Origin of the sequence: Mesorhizobium sp. M0522 (assembly GCF_040321085.1) — a bacterium.
In the GTDB taxonomy this organism is placed as follows: Bacteria; Pseudomonadota; Alphaproteobacteria; order Rhizobiales; family Rhizobiaceae; genus Mesorhizobium.
In genome coordinates this window covers 111,703-135,456 of record NZ_JAMYQW010000015.1, presented here as the reverse complement: position 1 = coordinate 135,456, position 23,754 = coordinate 111,703, and the positions used below count along the sequence as shown (strand labels likewise).

16 protein-coding genes are annotated in these 23,754 nt (G+C 63.3%); 6 read left to right on the top strand and 10 right to left on the bottom strand.

The window, feature by feature from the left end; genetic code table 11:
* The first annotated feature begins 395 nt into the window (after window positions 1-395).
* Window positions 396-2,105, top strand: coding sequence for a trimethylamine N-oxide permease (locus NKI58_RS18125; RefSeq protein ID WP_352786824.1), 1,710 nt, complete (start codon window positions 396-398; stop codon window positions 2,103-2,105).
* Window positions 2,106-2,250: 145 nt separating this feature from the next.
* Here the strand turns inward: NKI58_RS18125 and msuE are convergent, their stop codons facing one another.
* The 7 genes from msuE to NKI58_RS18090 all read right to left on the bottom strand — a co-directional run bounded on the left by msuE (window position 2,251) and on the right by NKI58_RS18090 (window position 13,027).
* On the bottom strand, window positions 2,251-2,811 hold the full coding sequence (gene msuE, locus NKI58_RS18120; protein WP_352786823.1) for an FMN reductase: 561 nt from the start codon (window positions 2,809-2,811) through the stop codon (window positions 2,251-2,253).
* Between the two features lie 115 nt (window positions 2,812-2,926).
* Window positions 2,927-4,282 carry an LLM class flavin-dependent oxidoreductase gene (locus tag NKI58_RS18115; protein WP_352455214.1) on the bottom strand — a complete coding sequence of 452 codons (1,356 nt, stop codon included), beginning with the start codon at window positions 4,280-4,282 and terminating at the stop codon, window positions 2,927-2,929.
* A gap of 133 nt (window positions 4,283-4,415) precedes the next feature.
* The gene (locus NKI58_RS18110) at window positions 4,416-5,909 is read right to left on the bottom strand and encodes an aldehyde dehydrogenase family protein (RefSeq protein WP_352621124.1); all 1,494 of its coding nucleotides are present in this window, start codon (window positions 5,907-5,909) and stop codon (window positions 4,416-4,418) included.
* 70 nt (window positions 5,910-5,979) lie between these two features.
* The gene (locus NKI58_RS18105) at window positions 5,980-9,120 is read right to left on the bottom strand and encodes an efflux RND transporter permease subunit (RefSeq protein ID WP_023675996.1); all 3,141 of its coding nucleotides are present in this window, start codon (window positions 9,118-9,120) and stop codon (window positions 5,980-5,982) included.
* A gap of 208 nt (window positions 9,121-9,328) precedes the next feature.
* Window positions 9,329-10,477, bottom strand: a complete 1,149-nt coding sequence (locus NKI58_RS18100) for an efflux RND transporter periplasmic adaptor subunit (protein WP_023675997.1) — start codon at window positions 10,475-10,477, stop codon at window positions 9,329-9,331.
* 62 nt (window positions 10,478-10,539) lie between these two features.
* On the bottom strand, window positions 10,540-11,148 hold the full coding sequence (locus tag NKI58_RS18095; protein ID WP_023675998.1) for a TetR/AcrR family transcriptional regulator: 609 nt from the start codon (window positions 11,146-11,148) through the stop codon (window positions 10,540-10,542).
* Between the two features lie 238 nt (window positions 11,149-11,386).
* Complete coding sequence (locus tag NKI58_RS18090) at window positions 11,387-13,027, bottom strand: acyl-CoA synthetase (protein ID WP_352824771.1); 1,641 nt, start codon at window positions 13,025-13,027, stop codon at window positions 11,387-11,389.
* 188 nt (window positions 13,028-13,215) lie between these two features.
* Here NKI58_RS18090 and NKI58_RS18085 point away from each other — a divergent pair, with 188 nt between their 5' ends.
* Window positions 13,216-14,181: a sugar-binding transcriptional regulator gene (locus tag NKI58_RS18085; protein WP_352786821.1), complete on the top strand. Its 966-nt coding sequence runs from the start codon at window positions 13,216-13,218 to the stop codon at window positions 14,179-14,181.
* A gap of 85 nt (window positions 14,182-14,266) precedes the next feature.
* Window positions 14,267-16,321, top strand: a complete 2,055-nt coding sequence (locus tag NKI58_RS18080) for a bifunctional aldolase/short-chain dehydrogenase (protein ID WP_352634406.1) — start codon at window positions 14,267-14,269, stop codon at window positions 16,319-16,321.
* A gap of 68 nt (window positions 16,322-16,389) precedes the next feature.
* Here NKI58_RS18080 and NKI58_RS18075 read toward each other — a convergent pair whose 3' ends face one another.
* The 3 genes from NKI58_RS18075 to NKI58_RS18065 form a co-directional block, all read right to left on the bottom strand.
* A complete protein-coding gene (locus NKI58_RS18075) occupies window positions 16,390-17,445 on the bottom strand; it encodes a substrate-binding domain-containing protein (protein ID WP_352455225.1) in 1,056 nt (351 codons plus the stop codon).
* A gap of 47 nt (window positions 17,446-17,492) precedes the next feature.
* The gene (locus tag NKI58_RS18070) at window positions 17,493-18,488 is read right to left on the bottom strand and encodes an ABC transporter permease (protein ID WP_023676003.1); all 996 of its coding nucleotides are present in this window, start codon (window positions 18,486-18,488) and stop codon (window positions 17,493-17,495) included.
* An 83-nt stretch (window positions 18,489-18,571) separates the two neighbouring features.
* Window positions 18,572-20,083, bottom strand: a complete 1,512-nt coding sequence (locus NKI58_RS18065) for a sugar ABC transporter ATP-binding protein (protein WP_352704662.1) — start codon at window positions 20,081-20,083, stop codon at window positions 18,572-18,574.
* A 135-nt stretch (window positions 20,084-20,218) separates the two neighbouring features.
* Between NKI58_RS18065 and mtnK the strand changes: the two genes are divergently transcribed.
* The 3 genes from mtnK to NKI58_RS18050 all read left to right on the top strand — a co-directional run bounded on the left by mtnK (window position 20,219) and on the right by NKI58_RS18050 (window position 23,647).
* Window positions 20,219-21,490 carry an S-methyl-5-thioribose kinase gene (gene mtnK, locus NKI58_RS18060; protein ID WP_352590258.1) on the top strand — a complete coding sequence of 424 codons (1,272 nt, stop codon included), beginning with the start codon at window positions 20,219-20,221 and terminating at the stop codon, window positions 21,488-21,490.
* A complete protein-coding gene (gene mtnA / locus NKI58_RS18055) occupies window positions 21,487-22,581 on the top strand; it encodes an S-methyl-5-thioribose-1-phosphate isomerase (protein WP_352455228.1) in 1,095 nt (364 codons plus the stop codon). The genes mtnK and mtnA overlap by 4 nt, the downstream gene beginning before the upstream one ends.
* Before the next feature lie 181 nt (window positions 22,582-22,762).
* Window positions 22,763-23,647 (top strand): helix-turn-helix domain-containing protein, encoded by an 885-nt coding sequence (locus NKI58_RS18050; protein ID WP_031211585.1) that lies wholly within the window; start codon window positions 22,763-22,765, stop codon window positions 23,645-23,647.
* Window positions 23,648-23,754 lie beyond the last annotated feature (107 nt).

Below are 23,754 nucleotides of genomic sequence, written 5' to 3'. Positions count from 1 at the left end.
AGGATTTCGCTTCCCGTGCAAAGCCCTCCTTGTGGGAGAAGGTGGATTGGCGCGCAGCGCCAAGACGGTTGAGGGGTGCTGGACGAAGTGCGGTTTTGCCAAGCTGGAACACCCCTCATCCGACCGAGCTTCGCTCGGCCACCTTCTCCCACAAGGGGAGAAGGACAGACCGCACCCTTGGGCAGCGCCAGCGAAGCTCGACTGTTTCACAAGCGCAATGTGCACAGCGTCACAAAGCGCTTGACGTGAAAGCGCGTTGGGTCAATCTTCACTGCTAAGAAAAAAATACTACTGAGCGGAAAACGCCTGGGGCCGTTCAACGTGAGCGTCGATGACGCCTCGCGAGATTGCGGCTGTTGCCGATGGGGAACATCAAAAATGGGGAATCCACGTAAATGAGCACGATAGTCACCACCTTGGTGCCGCCTGCCGAAGGGCAGCTGCACCGGAACATCGATTGGCGCGGCGCCTTCTGGGTGGCAAGCGGCGTTCCGGCCCTTGTCCTGTTTTCGATCGGCGGCATCGCCGGCACCACCGGAACACTGGCCTTCCTGATCTGGGCCGTATCCATGGTCATGGGCTTCCTGCAGTCCTTCACCTATGCGGAGATCGCCGGGCTGTTCCCGAACAAATCCGGCGGCGCCTCGGTCTACGGCGCCACCGCATGGCTGCGCTATTCGAAATTCATCGCGCCGCTTTCGGTGTGGTGCAACTGGTTCGCCTGGTCGCCGGTTCTGTCGCTCGGCTGCTCGATCGCCGCCGCCTATATCCTCAACGCACTGGCGCCGGTGCCGCTGTTCACCGACACTTCGCCGGAAGTCGCCGCCTATATTGCGGCCCATGCCGGAACCAGCGCCGCTGACGCCATCACCGCGGTCACCGCGGCGGCGACGCCGGCGATCCGTAACTGGACGCTCTACGGTCACACGCTTGGCCCGGTTTCCTTCACCTTCAACGCCACCTTCTTCATCGGCGCGGTGCTGATGCTGATCATCTTCTCGATCCAGCATCGCGGCATCCTGGGCACGGCCAACGTGCAGAAATATATCGGCCTGCTGGTGATCATCCCGATGCTCATCGTCGGCGTGGTGCCGATCGTCACCGGCCAGATCAACTGGGCAAATTTTTCGCCGCTGGTGCCGCTCGCCGCCGCCTATGCGCCGGAGGCCGGCGCGTGGAACATCGCCGGCTGGACGCTGGTGCTCGGCGGCATGTTCATCGCGGCATGGTCGACCTACGGCTTCGAGACCGCGGTCTGCTACACCTCCGAGTTCAAAAACCCGGGCAGCGATACCTTCAAGGCGATCTTCTACTCCGGCCTGTTGTGCATGCTGCTGTTCATCCTGGTGCCGTTCACCTTCCAGGGCGTGCTCGGCTTGAACGGCATGCTGGCGACGCCGATCGTCGACGGCTCCGGCGTTGCCGATGCGCTGGCCGGCATGGTCGGCGGCGGACAGCTGATCCACAGCCTGCTGGTGATGCTGATGATCCTGGCGCTGGTGCTCTGCATCATGACGGCGATGGCCGGCTCCTCGCGCACGCTCTATCAAGGTTCGGTCGACGGCTGGCTGCCGCGCTATCTCAGCCATGTCAACGAGCACGGCGCCCCGACGCGGGCGATGTGGACCGACCTGATCTTCAACCTGATCGTGCTGGCCATCGCCTCGGCCGACGCAACGAGCTTCTTCTTCATCCTGGCGGTGTCGAATTGCGGCTACATCATCTTCAACTTCCTTAATCTCAATGCCGGCTGGATCCACCGCATCGACAATGGCCACATCGCGCGGCCATGGAAGGCGCCGAGCTGGGTACTCGGCCTCGGCGCCATCTTTGCCTATGTCAACGCGGTCTTCATGGGCGCCGGCGCCAAGGTGTGGAACCCGATGGCATTGTGGGCCGGGCTGATCACGGCAGCCTTGATCATCCCGGTGTTCTGCTTCCGGCACTACATCCAGGACAAAGGCAAATTCCCCGACCACATGCTGGCCGATCTCGGCATGAGCTCGTCCGACCTTGCGGTGAAAAAGGCGGGGATGCTGCCCTATCTGACGCTGGTCGCCGGCGTCGTGGTGATGCTGCTCGCCAACTGGCTGTTCGTCATCTGACGGCTTGCCTTGAGGGATCGGACGCGCAAGGCGCGCTCGATCCCAGCATTTTGTTCTTGCTTTGTGCCGGCAGCTATGCTACTAATTTCGGTATGGTGCTGATTCGCCCCGAGACCCGCCGCCGAGGCGGGTTTTCTTTTTAGGGCTATTCGGCAGCGGTGCCAGCGCGGGAGCGACCGCCAAGCGCTGCACCGATATCCTCGAGCACCTGTCCGACGCGCGCCTGGATCGCCTCTGACGCAAGCACGCCGTCGATGAAATCCCTGTCCGAAGCGTAGATCGCGGTCGGCAGCGTAAAGGCCTCGAAGAAGCCGAACAGCGGTCTCAGCTGGTGCTCGATGATCAGCGCATGCCGGTCGCCGCCGCCGGTCGCCAGCAGCACCACCGGCTTGCCCCTGAGCGCCGTTGGGTCGACAAGATCGAAGAAGTGCTTGAACAGGCCGGTATAGCTGCCCTTGTAGGTGGGCGAGCCAACGACGAGCACGTCCGCCGCGACGACGCGCTTGAGGATGTCGCCCGCTTGCGCATCCAGTTCACGCGCCCATTTGGCGCCACCGAGGCTGGGGCCGAGGTCGACGACGTCATGCGTGCTGGCGGCAAGGCCATATCTGCCGGCTACCTCGTTCACGATACGATCGACGAAGCCGCGCGTCTTGGACGGCCGGGTGAAATTGCCTGAGAAACCGACAACGGCCGGATTGGTCATGATGCGAAGCCCTCGCGATGATTTCGGGCTGCCAGCCCGCTGCTCGTGACCCTATGGACATTCGGGCCGAACGAAAAGAACGGATGCTTGCCACGGTCTAAAATCATTACCGGTTCTAACCAGCTTTGCGGATCGCTGCCGTCTCAGGTTGGAAGAACCGGTTTGGCGGTCGCTTCAGGCCAAGATTTTCGCGCAGGGTCGATCCTTCGTATTCGCTCCTGAAAATGCCGCGCCGCTGCAATTCGGGCACGATTTTCTCGACGAAATCATCCAACCCGGCGGGAAGATAGGGGAACATGACGTTGAACCCGTCCGAGCCTTCGGTGACCAGCCATTCCTCCATCTCGTCGGCGATGGTTTTCGAAGTGCCGACGAAGGCAAGACCGGAATAGCCGCCCAGCCGCTGCGCAAGCTGCCTGACGGTCAGGTTTTCCTTGCGCGCCAGTTCGATGACGCGCTCGCGGCCGCTCTTGCTGGCGTTGCTTTCCGGGATTTCGGGCAAGACTGAATCCGGATCGAACCGCGACGCGTCGTGGCCGAGGGCGATCGACAGCGAGGCGACGCCGCTCTCGTAGTAGACGAGGCTGTCGAGCTTCGCCCGCTTCGTCTGCGCCTCCTCGACGGTCTCGCCGACAATGACGAAGGCGCCGGGCAGGATCTTGATGTCGTCGCGCGACCGGCCAAGTTTTTGCGCACGTTTCTTGACGTCGGCAAAGAAGCGCTGCCCCGAGGCGAGATCGGCATGGGCGGCGAAGATCACCTCGGCCGTTTCCGCGGCGAGCTGCCGTCCGGCCTCCGACGCGCCGGCCTGCACGATGACCGGCCAGCCCTGCACCGGCCGCGCGATATTGAGCGGTCCCCGCACCGAAAGATATTCGCCCTTGTGGTCGAGCACATGCAGCTTCGCCGGATCGAAATAGAGCCCGCTTTCGGCGTCGCGGATGAAGGCATCGTCGGCAAAACTGTCCCACAGGCCGGTGACGACATCATAAAACTCCCGCGCCCGGCGATAGCGCTCGTCGTGCTCGACATGCTCGTCGAGGCCGAAATTCAGCGCGGCGTCGGGATTGGATGTGGTGACGATATTCCAGCCGGCGCGCCCGCCGCTGATATGATCGAGAGAGGCGAAACGACGGGCGATGTGGTACGGCGCGTCGAACGTCGTCGAGGCGGTTGCGATCAGCCCGATACGATCGGTGACGGCGGCAAGCGCCGACAACAGTGTGAACGGCTCGAAGGACGTGACCGTGTGGCTGCGCCGCAGCGCCTCGATCGGCATGTTGAGCACGGCCAGGTGGTCGGCCATGAAGAAGGCGTCGAACTTCGCCGCTTCCAGCCTTTGCGCGAAGTGCTTGAGATGCGCGAAATTGAAGTTGGCGTCGGGATAGGCGCCCGGGTAGCGCCAGGCGCCGGTATGCAGGCTGACGGGCCGCATGAAAGCGCCAAGCCGCAATTGTCGATTTTCTGCCATGGAAAAACGCACCGATGACGACGAGCGTAACGCTCCAATTGCTCGAGCATGGGATGGCTTTGCGGCCATGGGAAGGAATTCTGTTTTGCAAAACCGGCGTCGGGGAGCATTTTTTGTGCGGGCGGCGGACCGATCAATCGATCTTGATGAACACGCCCTTGGTGTTGAGATACTCAGCGAGGTGCTCGGCGCCGCCCTCGCGGCCGTAGCCGCTCATCTTGTAGCCGCCGAAGGGCACGGCCGGATCGATGGCGTGATAGGTATTGACCCAGACCGAGCCGGCGCGGATCTTGCGCGACAGCTGGTGGGCGGTGGCGAGATTTTGGGTGAAGACCCCTGCAGCCAGGCCGTAAGGCGTGTTGTTGGCCCGCTCGACCGCCTCGTCCAGCGTATCGAACGGCAAGGCTGAAATCACCGGCCCGAATATCTCCTCACGGGCGATCTTCATGTTGTCCGAGACGCCGGCAAAGACGGTCGGCGCGACGAAATTGCCGGCGGCAAGCGCGCCTTCCACAAGCCGGGTGCCTCCGGTGACGAGTTTCGCCCCTTCCGCGGTGCCGGCCTCGAGGTAACCGGTGACCCGTTGCAGCTGCTTTTCGGAGACGAGCGGACCGATCTCGGTCGCCGGGTCGATGCCGTCGCCGACCCTGAGACCCTTGGCGTATGCCGCGAGCCGCTCGACGAACTCGTCATGGACGGCGCGTTCGACGAAAAGGCGCGAACCGGCGATGCAGATCTGGCCGGAATTGGCGAACACCGACATCGCCGCCACCGGCACCGCCTTGTCGAGATCGGCATCGGCGCAGACGATGACCGGCGACTTGCCGCCGAGCTCCAGGGAGACGCGCTTGAGGTTGCCGGCCGAGGCCCGCACGATCGACTGGCCGGTTGCCGTCGAGCCGGTGAAGACGATCTTGTCGATGCCCATATGCTCGGCGAGTGCGGCACCTGCCTCGGTGCCGGTGCCGGTGACGATGTTGACGACGCCGGCCGGCACGCCGGCCTCGTTCATGATGTCGGCGATCAAAAGTGGCGTCAGCGGCGCCTCTTCCGACGGCTTCAGCACGATGGTGCAGCCGGTCGCCAGCGCCGGCCCGATCTTCCAGATCGACGCCGCCGTTGGCGCGTTCCAGGGAATGATGGCGCCGACGACGCCGACCGGCTCCTTGCGGGTGAAAGAGACGATTTCGCCGGGCAGCGAGTTGTCGATCGTCTCGCCGTGCAGCGCCGTCGCCATGCCGGCATAGTAGCGCAGCATGCCGATGACGCGGTTGCGATTGGCGCGGGTGCGTATGATCGGCATGCCCATGTCGGTGGTGTCGGAGCGGCTGATCTCTTCCCAGTGCTTTTCGAAGAGGTCGGCGATCCTCAGCAGCAGCACCTGCCGCTCATAAGGCTTGAACCGGCTCCACGGGCCCTCGAACGCCTTGCGCGCAGCAGTCACCGCCGAGTCGATGTCCTGCCGGTCGGCGCGCGGCACCGTGGCGATGACCGCGCCGGTGGCGGGATTGCGGCTCTCCGTGGTCCGGCCGGAGCGGGCATCGACCCAGCCGCCGCCGATGAACATCTGGCGATGGCGCCCGTCGATCGGCAGCCGCAGCGGTGCCTTTGTCTGAGCCATGGTCATGACGGTCCTCCTCCGGCGCCTACGCCTGGTGGGCGGATTAAACCGCCGGAGGTCACATTTGCCAACAGCTCTATTCGGCCGCCAGGGCCAGTTGCGGCCTTTCGCTTTCTTCTGCCACCTTGGCCGCCTCTTCCGTTGCCACCACCTTCTTGGGCTCCCTGCCGAAGAACAGCGCATAGGCTGCCGGCAGGACAAGGATGGTCAGCACCGTGGCGACGAGAATGCCGCCCATCATGGCGTAGGCGAGCGGCCCCCAGAAGACGCCGCGCGAGATCGGGATCAGCGCCAGCACCGCCGTCAGCGCCGTCAGCACGATCGGCCGGAACCGGCGCACCGCCGAGCCGATGATGGCCTCGGAGCGCTCCACGCCGGCGGCGATGTCCTGGTCGATCTGGTCGACCAGGATGATCGAGTTGCGCATGATGATGCCGAGCAGGGCGATGACGCCGAGGATGGCGACGAAGCCGAACGGCGCGCCGCTGATCAAAAGTGCCGCGGCCGCGCCGATGATGCCGAGCGGACCGGTGGCCAGCACCAGCATGGCCTTGCCGAAATGCTGCAGCTGGATCATCAGCAGCACGACGATGACGGCCAGCATGATCGGCGCTTTCGCCGCAATCGAGGCCTGGCTTTCGGCCGCATCCTCGGCGCCGCCCTGGATCTCGATCTTGTAGCCGGGTGCGAGGCTGGCGCGCAGGCCCTGCATCTCGCTGTACATTTTCATGGCGACATCGTTCGGCTGCACGCCGTCCGGCAGCGTGGCGCGCACGCTGATGGTCGGCAAGCGGTCGCGCCGCCATTCGACGCCTTGCTCCAGCACCGGGACGATCTTGGCGACCTGCGACAGCGGCACGGAGCCACCGAAATCGGTCGGGATGTAGACGGAGTCGACCGCCGACAGCAGGTGACGGCTTGCCTCCGGCTCACGGGCGACGATCGAAACCGTCTCCTCGCCGTCGCGGAAGTCATCGAGCGGCGCTCCCGACATGGTCGCCTGCAGTATCTGGCGGATGCGCTGCGAGGTGACGCCGAGCGCACGGGCGCGATCCTGGTCGATCACCAGCTTCATCGCCGGCACCGGCTCCAGCCAGTCGTCGTGGATGGCGCCGAGCAGCGGATTTGCCTGGAACTTCGCCTTCACCTCGTCGGCGATGCGGCGCACCTCCTGGCGATCCGGACCCATGACGCGCATCTGCACCGGCCAGCCGGTCGGCGGACCAAGGAACAGGCGATCGACCTTGGCGCGGATCGATGGGAAATCCTCGGCCAGGATGGTGCGCAGCTTGACGATCAGCCGCTCGCGGGCTGGTTCGTCATTGGCCATCACCAGAAGCTGGGCGAAGTTCGGGTTGCGAAGCTGCTGGTCGAGCGGCAGGAAGAAGCGCGGCGCGCCTTCGCCGATATAGGTGGCGATGAAGCGCTTGTCCTTGTCGTCCATCATCCTGGCTTCGAGCGCCTTGGCCTGGGTCTCGACTTCCTTGATGCTGGTGCCTTCCGGCAACCAGAGGTCGACAAGGATTTCCGGGCGCGACGATTGCGGGAAGAAATTCTGCGGGATGAACTGGAACGCCCACAGGCTGGTGGCAAACGTCATCAGCGTCATCACCAGGACGATGATGCGGTGGCGCACCGCCCATGCAACGGTCGAGCGAAGACGGCGGTAGAAGCGCGTGTCGAAGACATCGTGATGGTTGCCGGCGTGCTTGCGCTGCTTCAGGATCATGTGGCCGAGCCATGGCGTGAAATAGACCGCCGCGAACCAGGACACGATCAGCGCGATGCCGACGACGTAAAAAAGGGTGCGCACATATTCGCCGGCGGTCGAGGCAGCGAACCCGACGGGAATGAAGCCGGCCGTCGTGATCAGCGTGCCGGTCAGCATCGGGAAAGCGGTCGAGGAGTAGGCGAAGCTCGCCGCCTCGACCTTGACCAAGCCTTCCTCTAGTTTTCGCTCCATCATTTCGACGACGATCATCGCGTCGTCGACCAAGAGCCCAAGAGCGATGATCAGCGCGCCGAGCGAAATGCGCTGCAGGTCGATGCCGAGCTCGTACATGATGGCGAAGGTGGCGGCCAGGACCAGCGGAATGACGATCGCGATCACCAGGCCCGAGCGCCAGCCGATCGACAGGAACGATACAAAAAGCACGATCAGCAGCGCTTCGCCGAGCGCTTCCATGAACTCGCTCACCGCCTCCTTCACGACATGCGGCTGGTCGGAAATCTGATCGACCGAAACGCCATAGGGCAGCGCCTCTTCGAAGCGCTTGTAGGTCGCTTCGACGTCCTTGCCGACGTCGGTGACGTTGAAGCCCTTGGCCATGACGACGCCGAGCTGGACGCTGTCGTGTCCGTTGAAACGGTACTTGCGCTGGTACGGATCCTCGAGGCCCGAGGTCACGGTGGCGATGTCGCCGAGGCGCGTCACCTGGTTGCCGGCGCGCAGGCGAAGCTCGCGGATGTCGGCCGCCCTGGTGACATCGCCCTCGACCGAAATGCGCACCGAACGCTGGCCGGTGTCGACCGAACCTGCCGGGTCGACATTGTTCTGGCCTCGGATCGCATTCTGCAGGTCGGTCAACGTCAGGCCACGTTCGGCAAGCGCCTTGGATGAAACGTCGATGTAGAGTTTTTCCGGCTGGTCGCCGATGATCACGGCCTTCTCGACACCGGGCGTCGTCAGCAGCATGTCACGCGCCTGGATGGCGAATTTCTTCAGCTCGGGATAGCTGTAGCCGTCGCCGCTGATCGAATGCAGGGTGATGAACGTGTCACCGAATTCGTCATTGAAGTAAGGCCCAAGCAGCCCCTGCGGCAGCTCATTGGCGATATCGCCGACCTTCTTGCGCACCTGATAGAAAGCATCGGCGACCTGCGCCGGATTGGTGTCGCCCTTGACCTGCAAGGTGATGATGGCGCTGCCGGCGCGGGTGTAGGAGCGGACGAAATCGAGGTGCGGCGTTTCCTGCAGCTTGCGCTCGATCTTGTTGACGACCTGGTCCTCCATCTCCTTGATCGAGGAGCCTGGCCAGATCGCCTGGACGACCATGACGCGGAAGGTGAAATCGGGGTCTTCCTTTTGGCCCATGCGCATCAGGCCGAGCGCACCGGCCACGATGATCAGCCCGAACAGGAAGCGGGCAATGCTCGGATGGCCGATTGCCCAGCGCGAAAGATTGAAAGACCGCTTTTCATTGGTGTCGATGGTCATCGGCGTCAGTCCGTTTCAATTTGATCAACAGAGCACGCGCTTTCGCATGCCCAAGGAACTTCCGATGTGGGCTTCCGGGCGGCGTGGCTTTCCGAGTTGAGAGATCTACATCGCGGTGGGACGCGAGGATCGACGTGGGGGTTACATCGACCTGAGATCTCGAAAATCGGGGGCGCCTGCCGCCCGGAAACCGTGAATTGCCTGGCCGTCAGCGCAAGCGCCTTGCAGCGTCATCGGCCGACGCCGACTGTTGCGCCGCATCACCGGTCAGCTTGACTTTCAGATTCTCGGTCATGAACTGCGTGCCGGCGGCGACGACGACGTCACCCGGCTTCAGCCCATCGGCGACACTGACGCCGTCGGGGGTGAAGGCGGCGACCTTGACCGGATGCGCATGGACGGTCCCGCCGTTGCGGTCGACTGTCCAGACGATCGATTGGCTGTCCTTTTGCGCCAACGCGGCCAGCGGGATCGACACCAGTTGCTGCCGGTTGTCCGCCGCGGCTTCGATGGAGGCGGTCATGCCTAGCAGCACGCGAGAATCGTTGGGCAGGCTGACGCGAACGGCAAAGGTGCGCGACTGCGGATCGGCGCTGCCGGCGACTTCGCGGACCTTGCCGTCGAGCGTCAGCGCCTCATCGGACCAGAAGCCAGCCTTGACGGTCTTGCCCGGCTTGAATTCGGCGATATCGGTTTCCGGAACAGCGATCAGGACTTCCTTCTCGCCGTCGATGGCAACGGTCACCACCGGCGTGCCGGAGCCGACCACCTGGCCGACATCGGCGGCAACGGCAGTGACGATGCCGTTCTTGTCCGCCTTGAGATCGGTATAGCGGACCTGGTTCTGTGCCTGGGCAAGCTGCGAGCGGGCGGAGTCTCGCGTGGCGACAGCCTGATTATAGGCGAGCGTCGCCTGCTCGAGCTGCGACTTCGGCGCGAAATTCTTGGCGTAGAGCTGTTCGGCCCGCTTGCGCGTAAGCTCGACTGTCTCGACCTGACGGTCGGCAGCATCGAGGCTGGCCTGAGCGCTTCTCACCGAAAGCTCGTAGTCGGTGGGATCGATGCGGGCGAGAACGTCGCCCGGCTTGACGCGGTCACCGATGTCGACAAGGCGCTCGGTGATCTTGCCGTTGATGCGAAAACCGAGATTCATCTCGGTGCGGGCACGCACCGATCCGGAATAGGAAAGCTGACGGGTATCGCTCGCCTTAGCGATCTCGACCACCTTGACCGGGCGGATGATCTCGGTGACCTCGGCTTTCTCCTGCGAGCAGCCGGCGAGGCCGAGAGCGACAACCATAATCAATGCTAGGCCGGCGGCCGGTCGCCTGTAGGTGATGGACTTGGACAAAGACACTTTTCGTACTCCCGAACTGTGGGGATGAATTGCCGGTATCGCCGCCCGACGGGCGGCAACGGTCATTTCTTCAAGGCTCTGATGGCAAACTCGGTAAGCTCGTCCGGCGTCGCCCGGTTCTTCTTGGCGAGGCACTGGGCCATCATCTGCGGATGACAGAGGCTGATAATGGCAGCGCCGAAGCACCGGGAAGCGATCACCGGATCCTGATCGACGAACTCGCCGGTAGCGATTCCCTCGCGGATCACTTCCGCGACCAGTTCATGGATGCTGTCGATGTGCTTTTCGATGACGTGCCAGTCGCGCTCGATGGCGACGATGACCATCTCGTGCACCTTCTCCTGGTCGATCATGGTCTCGAGCGTCCACTGGTAGTGCGTATGCACGTAGCGGCGGAGCTTTTCGCTGGCGGTGCCGGGGCCATGGCAGGCTTCGTAGGTCAACCGGTAGCAGGTCTCGAGCATACGGCCGCAAACCGCCTGGTGGATTTCCACCTTGGAGGCGAAGAAGCGGTAGATGTTGGCGGTCGACATGCCGAGTTCGCGCGCTATGTCGGCGACGTTGGTCTTGCCGTAGCCGTAGTGGCGAAACAATCGCTCCGCGCAATCCAGGATGCGCGTGACATTTTCCTGGCGGGCGGAATCGGCGGTGGTGTCTAGGGTTTCAAGCATCTCGTTGGCCAATTTACGACTGACGAATTTAGAATTTCGTCACTCGTAAATTGAAAACCATCACCTGTCAAGGCACGATTTTGGCTGCTGATGACAGATGGTGACATCCCTGGACGGAGTTGGCCCATGAAACGCATGTGGTTTCCGCCGGGCGAGCCTGCAACGCCGCCCCGTGTTTTTTTTGCGAAGGATCTTGAAAAGATGCTTTCCGAAATCGGTTCCGTTTTCGGATCAGGCCCTAAGGCTGCTTTGCCATCTCCCGCAGCCGGAACTTCTGGATCTTGCCCGTCGAAGTCTTCGGGATTTCCGCGAAGATCACCGCTTTCGGCACCTTGAAGCGGGCGAGCAGCGCGCGGCAGTGCTCGATTACCTCCGCCTCGGTCGCCGCCTTGCCCGGCTTCAGCTCGACATAGGCGACCGGCACCTCGCCCCATTTGTCGTCGGATCGGGCGACAACGCCGCAAGAAGCGACGGCGGGATGCTTGTACAGCGCCTCCTCGACCTCGATCGAGGAGATGTTTTCGCCGCCGGAGATGATGATGTCCTTGGAACGGTCCTTGAGCTGGATGTAGCCGTCCGGATGGATGACGCCGAGGTCGCCCGAATGGAACCAGCCGCCGGCAAAGGCCTCGTCGCTCGCCTTGCGGTTCTTGAGATAGCCTTTCATGACGATGTTGCCGCGGAACATCACCTCGCCGATGGTCTCGCCGTCGGCCGGCGTCTCTTGCATCGTCTGCGGGTCCATCACCGTCAGGCCTTCGAGCGCGGCATAGCGTACGCCTTGCCTGGCCTTCTTCGCCGCCCTCGCCCCTTTCTCCAGCCGGTCCCACTCGCCATGCCATTCGTTGACGACGGCCGGGCCATAGGTTTCGGTCAGGCCGTAGAGATGGGTGACGGCAAAGCCCGCATCGGCCATGCCCGACAGCACCGCCTCGGGCGGCGGCGCCGCGGCGGTGTTGAAGGTGACGGTCTGCGGGAACTGCCGCTTGTCCTCGTCCCTGGCGTTGATCAGCACCGACATGACGATGGGTGCACCGCACAGATGGGTGACGCCGTGATCGGCGATGGCGTCGTAGATCGGCTTCGGCCGCACCCAGCGCAGGCAGACATGCGTGCCGCCCTGCACGGCAAGCGTCCAGGGAAAGCACCAGCCGTTGCAGTGGAACATCGGCAATGTCCACAGATAGACGGGGTGCTTGCCCATGCCGGCATGGATGGTGTTGGCATAGGCCATCAATGCCGCGCCCCGATGGTGGCAGACGACGCCCTTCGGATTGCCTGTCGTGCCGGAGGTGTAGTTGAGCGAAATGGCATCCCATTCGTCGTCCGGCATCGACCAGGCGAAATCCTCGTCGCCGCCGGCGACAAACGCCTCATAGTCCAGCGTGCCGATCCGCTCGCCCTTGGGATAGGGCGCATCGGCGGCATAGTCGGGATCGTCGTAATCGATCAGCAGCGGCCTGACCTTGGCCAGCGTCAGCGCTTGCCGAACCACGCCGGCGAATTCGCGGTCGACGATCAGCACCTTGGTTTCGGCGTGATCGAGCTGGAAGGCAATGACGGCGGCGTCGAGGCGGGTGTTGAGCGAGTGCAGCACCGCCTTGGTCATCGGCACGCCGAAATGCGCCTCCAGCATCGGCGGTGTGTTGGACAGCATGACGGTGACGGTGTCGCCCTTGCCGATACCGCGCTTCGCCAGTGCCGAGGCAAGCCTCAGCGAGCGCTTCCAGAAATCGCGATAGGTCGTGCGCTGGCGGCCATGGATGATGGCGATCTGGTCGGGAAAGGTTTTTGCCGCCCGCTCGAAATAGGTCAGCGGCGTCAGCGGCTGATGGTTGGCCGGGTTTCGATCGAGGTCCTGTTCGTAGGGATTGCCCATCCCGTCCTCCGCGCAATGTGTTCGTCGAGAACTTTAGCTACCGGCTTCCGGCCCGTCACCACCAACGATGCCATCATAGACCGCGTGTGGCACAAGAATGGTCTAGATTCGGCGGCGAAAGCGCATCTATTCCTTCCTCCAATTTGACTTTTGTCGAGAGCCGTGAATAATGTCAGCGAGGAGATGGCATGGCGATCCGACCGGCAGAACAGCTTATCCACAAGGCCGCCTGGCTTTACTATGCACACGGCCTGCGCCAGGACCAGGTGGCCAGCCAGCTCAAGATTTCCCGTGCCTCGGTGGCGATGTATCTGCGCAAGGCGCGCGAGACCGGCATCGTCAACATCTCGACCTCGACCCAGCTTTTCACCGACGACGTGCTGGCGCGCAAGCTGGAAGACGCGCTGAAGCTCGACGCGGTCTGGATCGCGCCGGAAAACGGCTATGTCGCCGACCCCTCGACCGACATCGCGGTGCTGGCGGCAAGCGTCTTTCTCGAGCTGATCAGGAAAGGCGACCGCATCGGCGTCGCCTGGGGACGGACGGTCTACACCATCGCCGACATCATGTCCTATGCCGATCTGCAGGACGTCACCGTGGTGCAGCTCTGCGGCAATCTGGGAGCCCCCTATTCGTACCGGCCGGACCAATGCACGATGGAAATCGCGCGCCGGCTCAATGCCAAGGGGCTGAATTTCTACGCGCCGCTGGTGCTGACGACGGAAGAACTGGCACGCGGCCTGCGCGCCGAGCCGGTGATCCGCGAGCAATTGTCGGGCATCGGCGAATGCGGCCTGGCGCTGTATTCGGTAGGCTCGGTGGACACCGACAGCCATCTGGTCAAATGCGGCGCGCTGACGCCAAGCGAAATGGCTGTATTGCGCAAGGCGGGTGCGGCCGGCGTCATTGCCGGGCAGATCATCGACGCCCGAGGCCAGGCGCTCGACTGCAGCTACAACCGCCGGCTGATTTCGGCAGAGCTGTCATCGCTGCGCCAGATCGGAAAGCGCCTTGTGGTGGTGCAGGAAGAGAGCAAGTTCGAACCGCTCGTCGCGGCGATCGCCGGCGGGCTCTGCACCCATCTCGTCGTCGGCGCGCGCATGGCGCGGCGGCTGCTCGACCATGCCGGAGCGGCAGCAGAAAAGGTCGCCTGATACCTAGTTTCAGCCGCCGACGCATTGTCATCAAGGCGTCGCGGTATTCCTGTTCACAACAAGAGAGAAATCGGACGAAGCTGACATGAAGAACCTGTGGAATGACGGCGAGGCGGAGAAGCTGGTCGCCGACTATGCAAAGAAGGGTGTGGCCCGCGATCTGGCGCTGCGCGTCTATACGACCAGGCTGCTGGGCGGCGAGCCGCGGCTCGTCCTGCATGGCGGCGGCAACACCTCGTGCAAGACCAGGGCCACCGACCTTGTCGGCGACGAATGGGACGTGCTCTGCGTCAAGGGCAGCGGCTGGGACATGGGCGTCATCGAGCCGCAGGGCCTGCCGGCGGTCAAGCTCGGCGCGCTGTTGAAGGCGCGGTCGCTCAAGAAGCTCTCCGACGAGGACATGGTCGCGCTGCAGCGGGCGAACCTCATCGATCCGTCCTCGCCCAATCCGTCGGTCGAGACGCTGCTGCACGCCTTCCTGCCGCACAAATTCGTCGACCACACGCATTCGACGGCGATCCTGGCCATCGTCGACCAGGAGGACAGCGAGGCGCTGAGCCGGAAGGTGTTCGGCGAAAAGATGGGCTTCGTGCCTTACATCATGCCGGGCTTCGATCTGGCCAAGGCGGCCGCCGATGTATTCGACGCCGATCCGACGGTCGAAGGCCTGATCCTAGACAAGCACGGCATCTTCACCTTCGGCGACGATGCCAGGCAGGCCTATGACCGGATGATCCATTATGTGAACGTCGCCGAGGATTTCATCGCCGGAAACGGCAAGCCGCGCACCGAAAAAGTGGCACTGCCGGCCAGGCTGGCGAAGCCTGCGGAGATTGCGCCGATGCTGCGCGGCGCGGTGGCGGTGGCACGCGGCGAAGGCCGCTTCGATCGGATGATCAGCGATTTCCGCACCTCGGATGCGATCGTCGATTTCATCAATTCGGCAAAAATTGCCGACTATGCCGGGCGCGGCGTGTCGACACCTGACCTGTCGATCCGCATCAAAACCGGACCGATGGCACTGCCGGCGCCCGACGCGGACAAGGTCGGCGACTACAAATCCGTCATCCGCCAGCATGTCGAGAAATTCGCCAAGGACTATCGCGCCTATTTCGAAACCAATGATGCGCTCGACGACGTGAAGCGCACCATGCTCGACCCGATGCCGCGGCTGACGCTGGTGCCCGGCCTCGGCATGTTCGGCCACGGTCGCACGCTGAAGGATGCGAAGATTGCCTCGGACGTCGGCGAAATGTGGATCGAGGCGGTGCGCGGCGCCGAAGCCGTCGGTGACTTCCGCCCGCTCTCCAAAGCCGACCTGTTCCCGCTCGAATACTGGTCGCTGGAACAGGCCAAGCTCGCCTCCAACAAGCCGAAGCCGCTGACCGGCCAGGTGGTACTGGTCACCGGCGGCGCCGGCGCGATCGGTGCTGCCACGGCAAAGCTGTTCGCCGACAACGGTGCCCATGCCGTCGTCGTCGATCTCGATGGATCAAGGGCTGCCGAGGCGGCAAAAAGGGCCGGCAACGGTTCGATCGGCATTGGCGCCGACATCACCGATCCGGCGCAGATGCGCGCCGCCTTCGACAAAGCGGTCGACGTCTACGGCGGCCTCGACATTCTCGTGTCCAATGCCGGTGCTGCCTGGGAGGGCCGGATCGGCGAGCTCGACGACGCCACCTTGCGCAAAAGCTTCGAACTCAATTTCTTCGCCCATCAGTCGGCGGCGCAGAATGCCGTGCGCATCATGCTCGAACAGGGCACCGGCGGCGTGCTGTTGTTCAACACCTCCAAGCAGGCGGTCAATCCGGGGCCGAAGTTCGGCGCCTATGGCATTCCCAAGGCGGCAACGTTGTTTTTGTCCAGGCAATATGCGCTCGACTACGGCGCCCATGGCATCCGCTCCAATGCCGTCAACGCCGACCGCATCCGTTCGGGGCTGTTGACCGATGCCATGATCGCCAGCCGCTCGGGCGCACGCGGCGTGTCGGAGAAGGAGTACATGTCCGGCAACCTGCTCGGCCAGGAAGTGACGGCAGAAGACGTCGCCCAAGCCTTCCTGCATCAGGCGCTGGCCGAGCGGACCACCGCCGATGTGACGACGGTCGATGGCGGCAACATCGCGGCGGCGCTGCGGTAGATCTAAACACCGGACCAACAAAAAGAGCGGCCCGCGAGCCGCTCTTTTCCTTTGCCTATAGCGAAAGACTACTTCGCGTTCGGGTTCGGCATCCAGGTCGGCATCGCGACATCGGCATGGGCGAATTGCGGCAGCTTGGCCGAGAGGTCCTCCATGTTCTTGATGTCCTTGTCGAGCAGATCCTTCTGGGTGATCAGCGTCGGCGGCACGATGACGTTGTGGCCGGGATCCTCGCCGGCCAAGAGCTGCGCCAGCGCACGCACCGAGACCTGGCCGACGACGGCCGGGTTGGTGGCGGCGGTTGCCGCCCAGGCGCTGTCCGGCTCGCGCATCGCGGCGATGTCCGAGGTCGAAATGTCGGCCGAATAGATCTTGATGTCCTTGTTCAGCCCGGCCTCGTCGACTGCGATCTTCACGCCCTTGGCGAATTCGTCATAGGGCGCGAACATCACCTTGATGTCGGGATGGGCCGATAGCACCGAACGGGCCTGGTTGGCGACCGAATTGGCGATCGGATTGTCGAGCGTGCCGAACATGGCGGCTTCGTTGATGCCCGAATATTTCTTCTTGAATTCGACCCAGGTCTCGTTGCGGCGGTCGAGCGGCGCGATGCCGGCGACATAGACATAGCCGGCCTTCCAGCTCTCGCCATTGTCCTTGACCGCCTGTTCGAGCGCCAGGCGCGCGAGGTCGCGGTCGGACTGTTCGATCTGCGGGATCTTGGGGTTTTCGACATTGACGTCGAAGGCGACGACCTTGATGCCGGCGTCGACCGCGCGCTGGGCGGCGTCCTTCATCGATTCCGTCAGGCCGTGCTGGATGATGATGCCCTGGACGCCGAGCGCGATGGCCTGGTCGACCATGTCCGCCTGAAGCGCCGCGTCCTGGCGGCTGTCGAGCACGCGCAGGTCGACACCGAGTGCCTTGGCCTGCGCCTCGACGCCGGACAGATACGCCTGGAAGAAGTCGCCAGTCGAGAGATAGCGGACCAGCGCTATCTTGACGGCGCCCGGCTTGTCGAACGGCGCCGGCCTGTCCTGCGCCATCGCCGGCAACTGCATAAGCAATGTTGCGCCGGCAAGCCCGAGCGCTGCCTTCCCTAAAAGCCTTCTTGTGATGTTCACGTCGTTTCCTCCACTTGTTGAACCCAAAATGTGACCCGGTCGAACCCCTATCTCCTGCCCCTGCCGGAAAGGGCGAAGGTAAAGACAAGGGCGACCACGAGAACCACGCCCTTGACGAAATCCTGCGTGTAGTAAGGCGCGTTCATCATCGTCAGGCCCTGCAACAGCACGCCGACAAACACCGCGCCGACAGCCGTGCCGAAGGCGTTCGGCTTGGCGGCGCCGAGAACCGCGTAACCGATGAGTGCCGCAGCCACCGCGTCGAGCAACAGATTATTACCCGAGGCGATGTCGCCGCGTCCAAGCCGGGCAGCGAGCAAAATGCCGCCGATCGAGGCAAAAACTCCCGAAATCACATAGGCCCAGATTTTGTATGCCTTGACAGGCGCGCCGGCGAGTTCTGCGGCGCGTTCGTTGCTGCCGACCGCATACATCATGCGCCCGAAACGCGTGTATTCGAGAAAGAACCAGATCAGCACCGCCAGCACGAGCAGGACGACGACCGACACCGGAATGAGGTTCGGGATGAAGAAATCGAAGCGATGGCGGCCAAGCGCCAGGAACGCGGCGCCGAAACTGCCGTTGGCGACCGAGCCGTCGGGCATGGTCATGCCAGTGGCGATCGAACGGCCCTCGGTCGGTATGCGCTGCAGGCCGACAAGCAGGAACATCATGCCGAGCGTCGCCAAAAGGTCCGGAACCCGCATATAGACGATCAGCCAGCCATTGATCAGGCCGACGACGGCGCCGATCACAAGACAGACGACGACCGCCACGACGGCGTTCTGCCCCAGCACCACCATGACATAGGCAGCCGCCATCATGGCGCTGGTGGCGACAGAGCCGATCGACAGGTCGAAGCCGCCGACGACCAGCGTGGCGGTGACGCCGAGCGCCAGAACACCGGTGATGGCGACCGACTGGAAGATGAAGACGGCGCTTTGCGGCGAGACGAAACCATCGGCGGCAACAGCGAAATAGGCGATCAGCCCGAACAACAGAACGATGAAGCCGTAGCGAATAGCATTGTCGCGCAGGATCATTCAGCGCTCCCGCACGCTGGCACCGTCTTTATCCGACCCGAATTCATGCCCTCTCCATTCCAATTCTCATCGTCTTCCCGCTCTCAGGCTGCGCTGTGCAAAGGCCCGCCCGCCACTTCGGCCAGCAGACGCTCGAGATCGACATCGGTATTGCGGTGCTCGCCGACGATCGTCTGCTCCGACATCACCAGGATGCGATCGGCCGTCTCCAGGGCTTCGTCGAGTTCGGTGACGAACAGCAGCGTCGCGCGGCCGTGGGCGCTGGTCCGCAGCTTGGCGGCGATATCGCGTCTGGCCGAGATGTCCACACCTTGAAACGGCTCGTCGAGGATGAAAAGCCTTGCCGCCTGCGACATCCAGCGGGCGACCATCACCTTCTGCTGATTGCCACCGGAAAGCGACGCCATCTCGTCCCTCTCGGAGCGACAGACGATGCCCAACTCCTGGATCTGCTGGCGAGCAATGGCGCGTTCGATACGGCGCTTGAGGACGCCGAGACGCGACATGCGCCTGTGGAACGGCAGGCTGATATTCTCCTGGACGTTGAAGTCGCCGACGATGCCGTTTTCGCCCCGGTCCTTGGCGACGAGAAACACACCGGCGGCAATCGCTTCGCCGGTCGATGCCGGCGCATAGGGTTTCCCGTTCAGCATCATGGTCCCGCCCAGCGGCTGGCGCAGGCCGAACAGCGTCTCGGCGAGCGCGGTCTTGCCGACGCCGACGAGGCCGGTGATGGCAACGACCTCGCCGTCGCCGAGGGTCAGCGAAATCGGCCGGGCGCCTTCTGCAACCCGCAACCCGTCCGTGGTAAAAATTGCTTTGGCCGAATTCCTGGCGACGATCCGCTCGAGCTGGATCTTGCGGCCGAGCATGGCGTTGACCGCACCTTCGTAATCCAGCGGCTTCTTGTCGAAGATGCCTGAGATGACCCCATCGCGCATCGAAATGATGCGATCGGCAAGCCGCCTGATGTCAGACATACGGTGCGAAATGTAGAGGATGGCCACGCCTTGCTGGCGAAGCCGGTCGAGCAATGCGAACAGCCGGTCGGCCTCGGCGCTGGACAGCGAGGAAGTCGGCTCGTCGAGGATCAGCACTTTCGGCCGGTGCGCCATGGCGCGGGCGATCGCCACCATCTGGCGGTCGGCCAGAGAGAGATCGCTGATCCGGGCCTTGAGGTCCATGGCCAGTCCCATGCGGTCGGCCACCGCCTTTGCCTCGCGACGCACCCGGCCTGGATTGAACAGGGTCGGCACGCCGCTGCCGCTCAACCTGTCGAGGGTAAGATTGGTGGCGACGTCGAGGTCTGCGACGACACCGTCATTGATGTTCTGGTGGACGGTAACGACGCCGGCGCGGATCGCCTCCGCCGGCGTTTTCGGGTCGAACTCATGACCGGCAAGCGACATCGAGCCGCCGCCATGGTCGTAGACGCCACTGATGATCTTGACGAGGGTGGATTTGCCGGCGCCGTTGGCGCCCATCAGCACGGTCACTTCGCCGGCATGCAATTCGAGCGAGACGCCGCCAAGCACCTCGATATGGCCAAAGGATTTCCTCAGGCCGTCGACGCGGAACACGGCATCATTGCCCATTCGTTCCTCCCTGACCATGACGCTATGGGCTATATCGGCAATTGTCAACACGATTGACAATTGCCAGCAGGCTTCCTAGCTTGGCCCGACCGCGTTGGCTCCGCTATCATCGGAGCACATGAGCGGGAGGTGAGGATGACTGGGAAATCGCCGTTCGAAGCACTGTCGGTCGAGACACTGGCGGGCCGTCTCGGTGCCAACGAGCCCCTGTGTTCGCAGATCGGCAAGGATACGAGCCAGTGGAAGGTTCGTGAAGTCGGCGACGGCAATCTGAACCTGGTGTTCATCGTCGAGGGTGCTGAGGGTGCGGCCGTCGTCAAGCAGGCCCTGCCCTACGTCCGGCTGGTCGGCGACAGCTGGCCGCTGCCGCTAAAACGCTCCTTCTTCGAATACCATGCGCTGACGCGGCAACAGGCGCGGGCGCCGGGTTCGGTGCCCGATATCTATCACTTCGACGAAGGCCAGGCGCTGATCATCATGGAGTATCTGTCGCCGCACATTATCCTGCGGCGGGCGCTGATCGAAGGCCGGCAATTGCCCAATATCGCGACAGACATCGGCTTGTTCATGGCCCACACGTTGTTTCGCGGCTCCGACCTGCATATGGCGACCAAGGACCGCAAGGCCGATCTGGCACTGTTCGCCGACAATGTCGAACTCTGCGACATCACCGAGAACCTGGTTTTCTCGGATCCGTATTTCGATGCCAAGATGAACCGGCACACCAGCCCGCAGCTCGATGGCATTGTCGCCGAGCTGCGCGCCGACCGCGACCTCAAGGTCGAGGCGCAGCGCATGAAGCACATCTTCGCTGCCAATGCCGAGACGCTGCTGCATGGCGACCTGCATTCCGGCTCGATCATGGTCACCGACACCGAAACGCGGATGATCGACCCCGAATTCGCTTTCTACGGGCCGATCGCCTTCGACGTCGGCATGCTGCTCGCCAATTTCTGGATGGCGTTCTTCTCGCAGCGCGGCCATGAACAGGACGGAAGCCGCGACGCCATGCGTGACTATCTGCTCGGCGTTACGGTCGAGACATGGTCGGTGTTTCGCGCCGAGTTCTCGCATCTGTGGCGAACCGAGCGTACCGGCATGCTCTACCAGAAGAGCCTATTCGAAGATCAGGGCGACAGGCTTGGCGCCGAGCAGGCGCTAGACCACATGCTGCATTCGATCTGGACCGATCTGCTTGGCTTTGCCGGCGTCGAGGTTCACCGGCGAATTCTCGGACTTGCCCACAATGCCGATTTCGAGACTATTGCCGATCCGGATCTGCGCGCCAGATGTGAGGCAAAGGCGCTGAAATTCGGCCGTCACCTCGCCGTCAACCGGCGCCAGATCCACAGCATCGACGAGGTCAACCGGTTGGCCGCGCTGATCGAACGGGAGAGCAGGATTTGAACGTCGGCGACCGCCACTACCGCACCATCTGGCCGAGTGACGACGGGCGTTCGGTGGAGATCATCGACCAGCGCTGGCTGCCGCATGATTTCCGCATCGAAAAGATCGATACCGTCGCCGGCATCGCCACGGCAATCCGCGACATGTGGGTGCGCGGGGCGCCGCTGATCGGCGTCACCGCGGCCTATGGCGTCGCCATGCAGATGGCCGACGATCCGTCGGATGCAGCACTCGACGCCGTCTGGGCAACCTTGCACGAAACGCGCCCGACGGCGATCAATTTGCGCTGGGCGCTGAACGAAATGCAGCGCTTCCTGCTGACGCTTCCCCTGGCAGAACGTGCCGCGGCTGCCTATCGGCGTGCCGGCGAGATCGCCGACGAGGATGTCGGCCTCAACCGCGCCATCGGCGCCCATGGGCTCGAAATCATCAAGGCGATCGCGGCGCGCAAGCAGCCGGGCGAACCGGTCAATATTCTGACCCACTGCAACGCCGGCTGGCTGGCCACGGTCGACTACGGCACCGCCACCGCGCCGATCTATCTGGCGACGGAAGCCGGCATTCCAGTCCATGTCTATGTCGACGAAACACGACCCCGCAACCAGGGTGCCCAATTGACCGCCTGGGAGATGGCCGGCCACGGCGTGCCGCATACGCTGATCGTCGACAATGCCGGCGGCCATCTGATGCAGCGCGGCCAGATCGATATGGTCGTCGTCGGCACCGACAGGACCACCGCCGACGGCGATGTCTGCAATAAGATCGGTACCTATCTCAAGGCGCTTGCCGCCGACGACAACGACGTGCCGTTCTATGTCGCGCTGCCGTCGCCGACGATCGACTGGACTGTGGGCGACGGGCTGGCCGACATCCCGATCGAACAGCGCTCGCCCGACGAGGTCTCACTGGTCTGGGGCAAGACCGCTTCCGGCGAGATCGCCCAGGTCCGCGTATCGCCGGAAGCCACGCCGGCGGCCAATCCGGCCTTCGACGTGACGCCGGCGCGGCTGGTCACCGGTTTGATCACCGAACGCGGTGTCGCTACGGCCTCGCGCGAAGGCCTGAGGGCGATGTTTCCCGAGCGCGGATGATCCGCTTTGCCGAGAGGGCGCTCCGGATTTGCCTGATCTCACGATTTCTTGAACGCGGCACGGTTAAAAACGCCCGTTGCCTGTCCCACATGGACGGCCGTATGCGTAGCGGCGGGGCGGCGCCCAACGCTCGAAGCCGGGGTTGCCCACGGCTCGGCGAGTGAACCAGCGGGATACCGCGATGTCATTCAGACCGTTGCTTGGTGACGGACGGGTTCGGAGCCAGGACGAGAAGTCGGAGCCCCTGCAAACCGCGTCATGGGTCAGCTCCTCGATCGTCTTCGACAACCGGCGGTGGGCGTGCCGGGAGGCGGAGCTCCGCTGGACAGCCCCTCATCATCTGATCGTGCTGACCGAAGAAGGCGGCACGTCCCATACATCCATCCGGCACGAGGCACGATCCCTTTACGACGGAATGGACCGTCCCGGAGCCCTCACCTTCGTCCCGGCAGGCGCGGAACGACAGGGCTTCTATCGCGATGTAAACCTCTCCTATTCAGCCCTGTGGATCGATCCCGATATCGGGCTTCCCGGATGCGAACGCCTGAGGAACCTGCCTATACTGGTAAACAAGAAAGACGCGGTCGTCGCCACGCTCTTGAGTTCGCTTCGTGACGAGATGGCACTCGGCCACAAGCCAGACACTGCCTATGTCGAGCATCTGGTCGCCCTCGTCAGTCTCCGCGTGGCCAACCTGAGCCGGGAGCAACCGCGGTTTGTACGTCACGGCTGTCTCAGCCGCCGGGCACTTGGTCGCGTTCGGGATTACATCGATGCGCATATGAATTCCGACATTTCGCTAAGCGAGCTGGCAGCCGCCGCGGGCATGGCCGTCGACAGTTTTGCGCGTCGCTTCAAGGCGACGACCGGCCTTGCACCCTACGCCTATGTGATCGAGGAACGGGTGCGGCGAGCGGAGGCGCTGCTGCGCGAAACGGGTTTGTCGATCGGTGTCATTGCCTTTCGGCTCGGCTTCTCAAGCCAGAGCCACTTCACCACGACCTTCCGACGTCTGAGGGGCATGACGCCTCGTGCCTATCGGGTGAATTCTTCTCCAGAATCCTGATAGTGCCGCCGGTTTCTTGAAAGAAAGCCGCCGCCCGCACTCCCACCTCCAGTGTCGTTGGGTGACAGAACCCGAGGGTTCGCTCGGGTCAAGTTGCCGTCTGCGCT